Raw genomic sequence first — 12,120 nt, forward strand, 5'->3', positions numbered from 1 at the left:
GGCCAAACGCGGAGACGGGGGGATTTGAACCCCCGGTGGAGTTGTGCCCCACACTTCATTAGCAGTGAAGCCCATTCGGCCGCTCTGGCACGTCTCCAATTGCTATTCCTAGCCCACCAAGGATACGCAGAACGGGCCATTCAGTGCAAAACGGCCCCATACCGTGAGGAATGCCGCCCTGAACAGGTCTGGCAGGGGGGGGGGGGGGGCGCCGCATGCGAATACGGCCGGGCTAGCTGCCGGAGCGGCCCGCCAGGGACCGCCACAGGAAATGCTGGCTCCGGCTCTGCAGTGCGGCCGCCTGGCGGTTATCGGAAGCGCCGGCGTGACCGCCCTCGAGGGCCTCGTGGAACCAGACATTGGGGATACCCATGGCCTGCATGCGTGCAGCCATCTTGCGTGCCTGCACGGGACCCACCCGGTCATCGGAGGTTGCAGTCCAGATGAAGGTTTCGGGGTAGTCCACGCCGTCGCGGAGGAGGTGGTAGGGCGAGAACGTCCGGATGAACTCCCAGTCCTCGGCCACGTCCGGGTCCCCGTATTCGGCGATCCAGGAGTGGCCTGCGGACAACTTGGTGTAGCGGCGCATGTCCAGCAGCGGCACGCCGCAGGAGACGGCACCGAACAGTTCCGGGTAGCGGGTCAACATGTTGCCCACCAGGAGCCCGCCGTTTGAGCCGCCCACGCAGCCAAGGCGTTCCCTGGAGGTGACTCCGCGGGAAATCAGGTCCCTGGCTACGGCCGCGAAGTCCTCGAACGCGCGGTGCCGGTTCTCCTGCAGCGCGGCCCGGTGCCACGAGGGGCCGTATTCGCCGCCGCCGCGGATGTTCGCCACAACGTACACTCCGCCGCGGGCGTGGGTCGGGCTGGATCCGCCGTCGCCGGCGGATCCAGCCGTGCCCTCGCCGGCGCCTTGGCCGGCGTCCGGTGCGTCTGTCCGGCGCTCCAGCCAGGCCCGGCCGATCGCGCCGCTGTAAGCGGGAGTGCGGGAAACTTCGAAGCCGCCGTAGCCGGACAGCTGCGTGGGGTTCTGGCCGTCGAGCACCAGGTCCTTGGATGCGACCTGGAAGTACGGGACCCGGGTACCGTCTTCCGAAACCGCGAAGTGCTGCTGGACCTCGTACGCCGCCTCGTCAAAGTAGGACGGCGAGGTGCGGACCACCTCGTGGGTGCTCACCACGGTACCGTCGCCGCTGCGGCGCAGGGTTCCCCGCGTGAGCGTGCTTGGCGTGGTGAAGCCGGTGGCAACGAGCCAGAAGTCGTTCCCTGCGCCGGGCGCCTCGCCTTCGGGGACCGCCACGTTGCCGCCGGTACCGTCGTCGTGCTCTTCGTCAACCTCCACGGCATCGTCTTCGTCGTCAACGGCGAAGGCGTTGACGTCGTGCAGCGGCGGGCAGGCGTCCAGGAGGGTGGCTGCCCAGGCGGATTGAATCCCGCCCTCGCTCCCCGTTCGCTCCGGATCCAGAACGCGGATCTCCGAGGACACATCCCGCAGCAGGTTCAACAGGAGGAAGTTGCGGGTCCAGCTCCAGGACTGCAGCGAGGTGTGCGCATCCGGGGTGAACAGGACGGCGAGTTCGCGGCTGCCGGCAAGGTAGTCCTCGAACTTCGCGGCGAGCAGCGAACCGGCCGGATACGTGGTTCCGTCGAGGTCCCAGTCGCCCTGCGGACGGAACAGCAGCCAATCACGGTGCACGCTCAGGTTCACGTCGGTGGGGGCGTCGATCGCGACCCACTGCCCGTCGCGCAGCACGGATGTGCTCTTGTTGAAGAAGCTGATCCAGTCCATCGCGAAGGTCCGCTCGTACCCCGGAGTGGAGTCATGGGCCACCAGAGCCATCATGTGGTCTTCGGGGATGTCGAAGATCCGTTCAGCCTCCGGAAGCGACCCGCCGCGGGCCAGCTTCACGGCGGTGCGCGCGTAGGACGAGGAAGTCCTGGGCATGCCTTCCGCGGTGGTGGACACCAGCAGCGTGTCCCGGTCCAGCCAGGAAGCATTGCCCTTCGCTGTGGGCAGGTCGAACCCTCCCGTCGCAGGGTCCACGAACGTCCGGCTCTCGACGTCGAACTCCCGGTAGCGGTTGGCGTCCCCGCCGTCGGGGGAGAGAGCCACTAGCGCCAGCCGGTGCGGTTCGCCGGGAGCTGGGCGGAGGAAATTGGCGCCGTGGAAGACCCACTCCTCGCCTTCGGCAGCGGCCAGGGCGTCGACGTCCAGGAGCACGTCCCACTCGGGCCGTCCGCTCTTGTAGCCTTCCCAGGACGTCCTGCGCCACAGCCCCTTGGGGTTCTGCCCGTCCCGCCAGAAGTTGTAATACCAGTCGCCGTGCTTGCCCACCATGGCGATCTTGTCCGTTGAGTCCAGCACCTCCAGGATGCGGCTCTCGAGCCTCGCGTAGTCGGCGTCTTCGAGCAGGTCCTCGGTGCGGGCGTTCTGTTCGCGGACCCACGCCAGCGGTTCCTCGCCGTAGATTTCCTCCAGCCAGATGTTTTCGTCGGTCGGTTCGGGCGCTTTGCCGGCGGCGGAAGGGGCGCCGGAGACGGGCGGGTGATCAGCTGCTGTGGTGGTCATGCGCCCTACGAAACAGCATCGGGGCGCAGCTAGCAAGTCACATGCGGATACTCTGGAGGGCGTGGGCACATCGCAAATCATCCGGACGGTACTAATAGGGGCCGGACCCCGCGGCACCAGTGTCCTGGAGCGCCTCCTCGCCAACTGGCGGCTCAGGAACGCCTCCGCTTCCGGGCACGACGGCGTTGCGGGCCTCCACATTGACGTCGTGGATCCCTACCCGGCCGGACCGGGCCACGTGTGGCAGCCCGGCCAGTCGCGGTTGTACCTGATGAACACCCAGTCGTTCTATCCCACGGTCATTCCCGAAGACCCTGAACTGGCCGCGCCGGTGGCCGGCTGCACCTTCGACCAGTGGCGGGAAGCGCAGCAGGACAGTCCCAAACCGTCGCTGACGGAGGACGAGCGGGCAGAACTTTCCGCTCTCGGCTCCCGGGATTTCCCGAGCCGCGCGCTGTACGGGCGTTACCTCAGCTCCACGATGGACGGGCTGCTCGCACACCTGCCGCAGGGCGTCACCGTGCAGTTCCACCGCACTACCGCCACGTCCGTCCGGCCGGCAGGTAACGGAACGTTCGACGTCGGACTCGGGGACGGCGGGTCGCTCACCGCCGGTTCCGTGGTGCTTGCCCTGGGGCACCTGGAGTCCCGGCTCAATGCCGAACAGCGCGAACTGCAGGCGGGTGCCGGCCAGCTGGGACTCCTGTACCTGCCGCCGGCCGTGCCTGCCGACGTCGACTGGTCCGTGGTGCCGGCCGGCCAGCCTGTGCTGGTCCGCGGGATGGGACTGAATTTTTTCGACGTCATGGGCCAGCTGACCGAAGGCCGCGGCGGGAAGTTCGTGGCTACGGAGGGTGACGGCACAGCGTTTCCAAGGCAGGGGAGAGCCGGGCTGGAGTACATCCCGTCCGGGGACGAGCCGTTGATCATTGCGGCCTCCCGGCGCGGGACCCCTTACCGTGCCAAGGCCAATCTGGCGGGGTATTATCCGTCCGGCGTGACGTTGCGGTACTGCACGGAAGCTGCCGTCGGACGGTTCGCTGCAGCCGGAATCACCCCCGGCTTCGACCACGACCTCTGGCCCCTCCTGCAGCGCGACGCGCTCTGGGCCTACTACTCCACCCTCGTCCGGACCCGGCCGGACGCCGTCACCGAGCCCGAGGGGTTCCTGGCCCTGCTCCAGGAGACAATGCGTCCCCACGCCCACAGCGTTTCCCACTGGGAAGCCGAGGTGGAGGTCCTGGTCGCCAGGCATGTGGCGCCGGACCAGCGCGTGGACCTGCCGGGCCTGGCGGCGCCCCTGGCCGGCCGCAGCTTCGCCTCTCAGGCGGAAGTGGACGCTGCCGTCGTCGAATACCTGCTTGATGACGCCCGGCGTTCGGCGCTGGGAGAGGACGACCCCGTGAAGATGGCCATCGGGGCGCTGCACCACGGCCGGGCGGTGCTAAAAACGGCGGTGGCCGACGGCGGCATCACCGATGAATCCTGGGTCGCCGGCCTGCGGGGGTGGTTTGAGGCGTTCGTCGAGGGGCTGGCCAGCGGGCCGCCGGCCATCCGGGCGGAGCAGCTCGCGGCGCTCGCCCGGGCCGGAGTGGTGAGTTTTGTAGGACCGGACCCCAAATTTTCGCTGGACCGCTCCGCCGGCACATTCAGTGCTGCCTCGCCGTGGGTCAAAGGCGTTGCCGTCCGAGCCCGCGCGATGATCGAGGCCCTTGCCCCCGGCAACAGGGTTTCCGTCAATGTGTCGCCGGTGCTGGAGCAGCTCCTGGCCGACGGCCTGGTGCGGCCCCGGCTGATGATGACGGCGGAGGGGGCTCCGGTGGAGACCTCAGGGCTTGACGTCAGCCCCCACCCCTACCGGCCGGTGGGTGCCAACGGATCCGTCACCGAAGGGCTCTATGTCCTGGGCCTGCAGTTGTCCGCAGCGCAGTGGGGCACGGCCATCGCCGCGGAGGCGCGGCCGCAGAACGGGCCGGTGTATCGCAGCGGCCAGCGGACCCTCCGCGACGCCGACGAAATAGCCCGCCACATCCTCGGCCTCTGAACCGGCCTCGGACCAACGCCCGCCCCGGGACGCTCTCTCACTTCCTGCCGCTGAACTCCCGACGCTCTCTCACATCCTGCCGCTGAACTCCCGACGCTCTCTCACTTCCTTCAACGCAGTGAGAGAGCGTTGCAGGAGGACCGGCAGGAAGTGAGAGAACGTTGCAGGAGGACCGGCAGGAAGTGAGAGAACGTCGCAGGGAAACGAAACATGCCCCGCCTCCGGAGCTGGGAACCGCAAGGGTTCCCAGGCCCGGCGACGGGGCATGTTCATTCTGTGTCAGGCTGCGAAACTAGCCCTTCAGGCAGTTCTGGTACTGGAGCCAGGCCAGGCCGTACTTGATCCAGCCCGCAAAGTCGTACCACTTGGTGGGTGCTACAGGTGCCGTGCAGACCGGCGGTACCGGGCCGCTATCGGCGACCTGGACTGAGGCCTTGACCATGGTCCCGGACTCAGCAGCGGTGAGCACCAGGGTGCCGGTGCCGGCAGCCGCGCCGGCCGGGACCTTCACGTCCACTGCCGCGGCTCCGCCGGACACTGGGATGGTGCCGAGCTGCGTCACGGTGCCGGCGGCGTCCGTAAAGGAGGCCGTCAGCGATGTGTTGACCGGGCTGCCCAGGGAGGTGAGGTCCAGCTTGGAAACCGCCAGCGTGATGGAGTCCCCGGCTTTGACCTCGGCGGCCGTGGTGTTCACGACAGCCACGGTACGGCGGGCAAAGTCCGGCGATACCGGGTTGTGCTCCTGCAGGTATTTGATCCAGGCATCCCGGTCCACCAGGCCCGAGTCCTTGGTGCCGGCACCTTCCTTGAAGATCCGGAAGTTGTCGCCGCCGGTTGCCAGGAAGCTGAAGGTGCCGATCCGGTAGGACTTGGCCGGGTCGATCAGCGAGCCGTCAACCCGGATGGACGTGACGCGGTCCCCTGCGGCGCGTGCAGCGTCGTAGGTGTAGTTGACATTCTTGGACAGCCCGAGCTGCTGGTAGGCGCGGCTCGGGACGGTGCCGTCCGGGTTGGTCTGCCACTGCTGTTCCAGGAGCGTTTTGAACTGGGCTCCCGTCAGGGACGTGGTCCAGAGGTTGTTCACGAACGGAAGCACGGCGTTAGCCTCCGCGTAGGTGATGGTTCCGTCCGGCGCGTAGTACAGCTCGTTGCGCAAGCCGCCGGGGTTTACGACGCCGATTTCGGCGGCGCCGAGGTCAGGCGCCTTGAGCGCGTCCACCAGTGAATCCGCCACAAGGTTGCCCAGCGTGGATTCGCTGGCGCGGTCGTCACGGGACGCCGGGCTGGTGGCCGTGGCGGGAGTGAAGGCGGTGGTGATATCAGCGGTGACCTTGCCGACCGGCTGGTTGCCGATCACAGCGGCGTCGGCGATTGCCTTATCAACGATCGCCTTGACGGCTGCCACCCGCGGGTACTTGGCCACGAGGTCTGCGGCCGTCTCCGCCGTTGTGGGCACGGTGCGCTTGACGTTGCCGGCCTTGTAGCCCGTAACCTGCATGGTCGCAGTGTCGACTGTCAGCTGAATCTGGCCGATGAACTCGCCGTAGCTGCCGGTCTGCACGATGGGGCGTGTCTTGCCGGTCGGCTGGCCGTTGGCATCGAGCACCGGTGCATCCCAGGCGTACTGCTTGTGGGTGTGACCGGTGAAGATCGCGTCCACCTCCGGAGAGGTTTCGTTGACCAGCTTGGCGAAGGGCCCTCCGGCAGCGACTTCCTGCTCCAAAGTGGAGCCGTCAGGGGTGCCGGAGCCGGCGCCGTCGTGGTCTTCCACGATGATGACGTCGGCGAGCTTTTCGGCGGTGATCTTCGCGGCAACGCGGTTGATCGCCGCCACCGGATCGCCGAATTCAAGGTCGGTGATGCCTGCAGGGGTGACCAGCGACGGCACTTCCTGGGTGACGGTGCCGATCACCGCCACCTTGACGCCGTTCATCTCCAGCACGGTGTATTCGGGCAGGGCCGGATCAGTGGTGCCCTTCTTGTACACGTTGGCACCGAGGTAGGGGAACTTCGCGTTTGTCCCGCCGGCGATGACGCGGTCGCGGAGGTCCGCCCAACCGCCGTCGAATTCGTGGTTGCCCACGGCTGACGTGCGCAGTTCCAGGGCGTTCAGCACGTCGATGGTCGGCTGGTCCTTGGCCACAGCGGACGCGAACAGCGAGGCCCCGATGTTGTCGCCCGCGGACAGGAATGCCGTGGCGCCGGGGGCGGCGGCCTCGCGGAGCTTTTCGATGGTGGCGGCAAACAGGACCGTGTTGGAATCAATGCGGCCGTGGAAATCGTTGATGCCCAGGAAGTTAAGGTCAACGCTCGGCGGTGTGACCGGCGCGGCCGGCAGATTCAGGCCCACCACCACGGGATCGTGGTCGCTGGCCCGGAACTGGTCCGGCGCATAGTAGTTGGTCACATTGTTGTTATACCGGCTGTACTCCAGCGCCACGGACTCCACGGAGTTGATGTTCCAGATGTCGGCACCGGTGACCACCGAGTTCGCACCCGGCGAGGCGAGGACGTGGTCCAAGGAGCCCACAAGGCCGCCGAACAAGTAGGAGTGCTTGGCTGAACCGTCGGCGTTACGGGCCTTCTCGTCCTGGTTGACGTAGCCCGCGGCCGTGAGGACGTTGATGGGGTCCTCCTTGGCGTAGGCGTTGAAGTCGCCCAGCAGGAAGACCTTGTCCGTGCCCTTTGAGGCCTGAAGATCGTTCGAGAATGCGAGGAGCGATTTGGCCTGCTCGGTGCGGGCAAGGTTTGAGGCGCCCTGGCCCTTGTCTGTGTCTTCAGGAGTGGCTGCGGAACCTTTGGATTTGAAGTGGTTGGCGATGGCGATGAACTTCTTGTCATCGGATGCGCCGACCGGCTTGAACACCTGGGCCAGTGGCTTGCGGGCACTGGCGAAAGCCACGGTGTCGTTGTGGATGATGGATTCGCCCACCGGTTCCGCAGCTGCCTTTTTGAAGATGAACGCGGTGCGGATCATGTCCTCGTCAGCCAGCGGGGGAGCGTTGGCGGGCGTGCGGACGTAGTCCCAGATCCCCGGGGCGGGAATGTTCAGGGCGTCCACCAGCTTGGCCAGGGCGTCGTCGCGGCCCTTGCCGAACTGAGCGGAGTTCTCAACCTCCATCAGGGACACGACGTCGGCGCCGGACTTGCCGATGGCCGCCACGATCTTGTCCTGCTGGCGCTTGAGGTTCTCGGCGTTGGCGGCACCGCGGGCGTCGCAGCCGCCGCGGACGGTGATGGGGTTGCCGTCGCGGTCCGTGTAGAACGTGCAGCCGGTGAGCATGTCACCGGTGGTGGGGAAGTAGTTCAGCACGTTGAAGGAGGCAATCTTCAGGTTGCCTCCGACGGCGGCGGGGGCTTCGGCGCGGGTGGCGCCGAAGGTTGCGGGCTGGACGATGCCGGCGTTTTCCGGCGTCAGGTGGGTCAGCGGCTGGAACTTCCAGGAGTTGTTGGCGTAGCTGAGCACCACATCTGTCCGGAACGTCACGGGGGACCCGACGCGGACGGGATCCGCGGTGGTCAGGTACGGCAGCACCTGCGCCTTGGTGGCGGCATCCTTCAGGAAATTGGTAGTGGCGCCGTCGTCGAGCTTGATGCCGCGGGCGGCGTTGGCCGCCACGGTTGCCGTGTATTCGGCGGAGCCGTACGGGGCGACGGAGGTGGGCTGCTCCAGCGGAGTGGTCCCGCCGGCCAGGCCGATTTCGCCGTACTGGTTCAGGGAGTAGTTGTCGGTGACAGTCACCGGCCCCTGCGGCGTCAGCAGCATGCCTTCGAGGGACTCGCGGAAGGCTTCGTCCGCCGGGAGGGCGAAGCCGGTGGACTTCACTTCCGGAGCTGCCTCGTTGAGCTTCTTAAGGCCGGCGGCATCCGCCACGTTGACCTGGGTCATCCCGTAGAACTCGGCCACGGCCCCGGTGATTTCGACGTAGTCGCCAATCGCGACGGAGCCCACCGTTGCGGGCGAGTAGACGAAGATCGCGTCCGACGCCGTGTGGTTGGCCGGCGTCAGGTCGCCGCCGGTTCCGGGGGTCTGGAGGTAGAAGCCGGCGAAGCCCCCGGTGGGGAAGGCCGCGGTGACCTTGCCGCGGGTGGTGACGGAAGCGCCGACGAACGGGCTGGCGGCGCCGGATCCTTGGATTTCCGCGATGGTCCTCGCGGCGGGTGCCGGCGGGGGATCCACCGGATCGGGATCAACCGGATCCGCGCTGCCCCCGGCTGGGGTCGGGGTGATGGCGGCGCTGAGCGTGAAGTCGGCGGAGTTGTTGTTGGTGTCCAGGCCGGCGCTGCGGTTCAGGCTCCTGACGTCAGTGTTGCTTCCGGGTGCGGTAGCGGCCTTGGTCTCGAACGTGTTGGAGGTGCCGTAGCCCAGCAGGTCCGCGACGTTGGCAGGCTCGATTACCGAGCCGACGGCCAGTGTGGTCACGGCGGCGGACTGCTTGGCCAGGACGATCGTGCCGCCCGCCCCCGCCGGGTTGAATCCGGTGGCGGTCACGTCTGCGGTGGGCAGATCGAGGCCGACGGTGCCGTTGCTGCCGCCCTTGAGCAGGTAGTACCCCTTGGCCGGGATGGTGCCGGTGAGGGGGGCCGTGCTGCTCGGCGCGGCCGCGCCCGTGCCCGAGCGGTATTGCAGGGACCAGCCGTCCAGGGTTACCGGTGCATCAGAGGTGTTGTATAGCTCTACAAACTTGTTTTTGTAGGCTGCTCCGGAGCTTCCGCCGCTGAGGTAAGCCTCGTTGATGACGACGGGGGAGGTGCCTGCAGCGGCCGGTGAGACCTCCACTGCAAACGCCGGGACGGCGGCCAGCGGAGCTGCAATGAGCCCCGCTGACACCGCTGTTCCCAGCGCAATTTTCCATGGTGTGCGTTTCATCCGCTCTAACTCTCATTAGGGTGCCCCGGGTAAGGGCTCGGTGGAATGTGTCCGGCGTTGTGGCGCGGACATTGGGCCCGGACTTTACTCCTGGTCAAGTAGTTTCCGGCACAGCAAAACAGAGTCGAATGAACGTGCAGTTGATTCAGCGTGCATTCTGCGAGACGTCCCCCAGCGAAACGTTCACTGCCGGCCGCGGGGCGGCATGGGCCCGGTCCCGGCAACAGTGTTTTTTGGATTTGTGCGTATGCCGGCCCACCCCATGTGCCGGACATGGCAAAAGAATACCGGCCAGTAGCTCCGATGGAAGCCGCTGGCCGGTATTTTTTAGATCAATTTACTTAATTGAAATGCGAGGACGTTTCAGGCCCCGGTGGTATCTCCTGATTCGGCCGGATCGCCCGCTCCCTGGTCGGTGTCCTGGCCGGTGTCGGCCACGATCTTGAACATCGCACCGGTGGGGTCGGCAAGGGTTGCCAGCCGGCCGAACGGGGTGTCGTCCGGCCCGTCGATCACTTGCGCGCCGAGGCTGACGGCTTTGTCGATCGAGGCGTCGGCGTCCTCCACGGCGAAGTAGACCTGCCAGTTGGACGGGACTTCGGCGGGCAGGTACGCGGAGGCATCCATGATGCCTGCCTTCGCCGCGTCTCCCGCCCCCAGGGTGGTGTAACGGAACTCCGGGGTGTCGCTCATGACGTCGGTGTCCCAGCCGAAGACGTCCTCGTAGAACTTGACGGCGGCGGGGTAGTCCTTGGTGTGAAGCTCGTGCCACGCAGGTGCGCCGGGCTCGGCCACAAGCTGGTAACCGGTCATTTCGCGCGGCTGCCAGATGCCGATGGCGGCGCCGGTGGCATCGCCGAAAATTGCCATGACCCCCTGTTCCGGTACGTCCATCGGGGGCATAAAGACCTGGCCGCCGTGCTCGGTGACGGCAGCAGCTGTGGCGGCTGCGTCGTCGGAACGCAGGTAGGTGGACCAGGCGTCGGGCATCCCGGCCTGGCTTTCGTCCTTCTGCATGATGCCCGCCACCGACTTGCCGTTCTTCGTGGCGGTGATGTAGCCGCCGTACTTCTCCTGGTCGCCGGCCTGGAAGTCCCAGCCGAACAGCCCGCCGTAGAACCGCCGGGCCTTCTCGGTGTCAGACGTCATGAGGTCGATCCAGCAGGGTGCTCCGGGAGTGATGTCAGGGCTGGGCATGGTGGCTCCTGTCGGTTTCCGCGGCAAACAAGGCTGCGGAGAAGGCTTGGTCAGTGACGACAAACCAGAGACTATTCCGGAGCGCCGACAGTTTCAATGGTCCCGGCCCGAACTTTCCCTTAACGGAAAATGCCCCGGGTCCTGATTCTTCAGGATCCGGGGCATTCTTCGCGGAAGGTAAGAGATTCGAACTCTTGGTACGGGGTTACCGCACACTGGTTTTCAAGACCAGCTCCTTCGGCCGCTCGGACAACCTTCCTTACCGAGTAGTGTTTCATAGGCAGTTGGCTGCGACAAAAACCGTCCGGAGTGTTTGCGGGCGGGCGCCGCCGCTGCAGACTATTTTTTGTGGCAGGAAGCAGCTAGGAATCGGGAGTTCACCATGAAGGCCGTCTACGTTAGCGAGGCCGGCGGGCCAGAGGTGCTCGAAGTTCGCGAGGTTCCGGCGCCGGTTCCCGGTCCCGGCGAGGTTCTGATCGACGTCGTCGCCGCCGGCCTCAACCGCGCCGACGTCCAGCAGCGCCGGGGTTTCTACCCGCCGCCGCCCGGGGCATCGGAGATCCTTGGCCTGGAAGTGTCCGGCCGGATAGCAGGCTTCGGCCCCGCCGTGTCCAAGCCGTTTTCCGTGGGGGACAGGGTGGTGGCGCTGCTCGCGGGCGGGGGCTACGCCCAGCAGGTGGCAGTCCCTGCCGAGCAGGTGCTGAGAATTCCCGACGGCGTGGACCTGGTCACCGCTGCCTCCCTCCCCGAAGTGGCGGCCACGGTGTACTCGAATTTGATTATGACGGCGCAGCTGCAGCCGGGTGAGACGGTGCTGATCCACGGCGCCACCGGAGGCATCGGCACCATGGCCATCCAGCTCGCCAAAGCCTTTGGCGCCACGGTGGCCGCAACAGCCGGAACTGCGGAGAAGGTTGGCACGGCCAAGGCCTTCCTCGGAGCGGACATCGCCATCAATTACACCGAAGAGGACTTTCCCGAGGCCCTCCGCGCACAAAACGGCGGACACGGTGCCGACGTCATCCTGGACGTGGTGGGCGCCAAGTATCTCGGGCAGAACGTTGACGCCCTGGCGGACTACGGCCGGCTCATCGTGATCGGGCTCCAGGGTGGCGCCAAGGCGGAACTGGACCTCGGGAAGCTCCTGAGTAAGCGGGCCGCCATCATCGGCACGGCTCTGCGTCCGCGTCCGGTCTCGGAGAAGGGCGTGATCATGAATGCCGTCCGCGAAGCTGTGTGGCCGCTCCTGGCCGACGGGCGCATCCGGCCGCTGGTGGCCCGGACCTTCCCGCTTGACCAGGTTCGCGCGGCCCACGAATACTTCGACTCAGGCGACCACGTGGGGAAGGTCCTGCTGGTCATGTAGCCGGACCATCCGGCGCGTGGATGAATACCCGGTATTGCCCCGAGGGCTGAATCACGCTAATGTAATTCCATACG

General features: G+C 66.6%; 5 protein-coding genes and 2 tRNA genes. 2 read left to right on the forward strand and 5 right to left on the reverse strand.

Annotation, left to right across the window (positions count from 1 at the left end):
* Nucleotides 1-9: 9 nt before the first annotated feature.
* Nucleotides 10-97: transfer RNA gene (locus ACFVWT_RS20940), tRNA-Ser, on the reverse strand.
* 135 nt (nucleotides 98-232) lie between these two features.
* Nucleotides 233-2,569: a prolyl oligopeptidase family protein gene (locus ACFVWT_RS20945; RefSeq protein WP_390251285.1), complete on the reverse strand. Its 2,337-nt coding sequence runs from the start codon at nucleotides 2,567-2,569 to the stop codon at nucleotides 233-235.
* A 61-nt stretch (nucleotides 2,570-2,630) separates the two neighbouring features.
* Here ACFVWT_RS20945 and ACFVWT_RS20950 point away from each other — a divergent pair, with 61 nt between their 5' ends.
* Entirely contained in the window at nucleotides 2,631-4,613 is a 1,983-nt protein-coding gene (locus ACFVWT_RS20950; RefSeq protein ID WP_390251287.1) for an FAD/NAD(P)-binding protein, read from the forward strand.
* 292 nt (nucleotides 4,614-4,905) lie between these two features.
* Here ACFVWT_RS20950 and ACFVWT_RS20955 read toward each other — a convergent pair whose 3' ends face one another.
* From ACFVWT_RS20955 to ACFVWT_RS20965, 3 genes are all read right to left on the reverse strand, one after another.
* A complete protein-coding gene (locus ACFVWT_RS20955) occupies nucleotides 4,906-9,483 on the reverse strand; it encodes an ExeM/NucH family extracellular endonuclease (protein ID WP_390251289.1) in 4,578 nt (1,525 codons plus the stop codon).
* Between the two features lie 363 nt (nucleotides 9,484-9,846).
* Complete coding sequence (locus ACFVWT_RS20960) at nucleotides 9,847-10,680, reverse strand: VOC family protein (RefSeq protein WP_390251291.1); 834 nt, start codon at nucleotides 10,678-10,680, stop codon at nucleotides 9,847-9,849.
* A 171-nt stretch (nucleotides 10,681-10,851) separates the two neighbouring features.
* Nucleotides 10,852-10,939: transfer RNA gene (locus ACFVWT_RS20965), tRNA-Ser, on the reverse strand.
* Nucleotides 10,940-11,062: 123 nt separating this feature from the next.
* On the opposite strand from ACFVWT_RS20965, the gene ACFVWT_RS20970 reads away from it, so the two are divergent.
* On the forward strand, nucleotides 11,063-12,046 hold the full coding sequence (locus ACFVWT_RS20970; RefSeq protein ID WP_390251293.1) for an NAD(P)H-quinone oxidoreductase: 984 nt from the start codon (nucleotides 11,063-11,065) through the stop codon (nucleotides 12,044-12,046).
* The last annotated feature ends 74 nt before the right edge of the window (nucleotides 12,047-12,120 follow it).

The sequence above is a fragment of the Arthrobacter sp. NPDC058288 genome (assembly GCF_042880995.1).
In the GTDB taxonomy this organism is placed as follows: Bacteria; Actinomycetota; Actinomycetes; order Actinomycetales; family Micrococcaceae; genus Arthrobacter.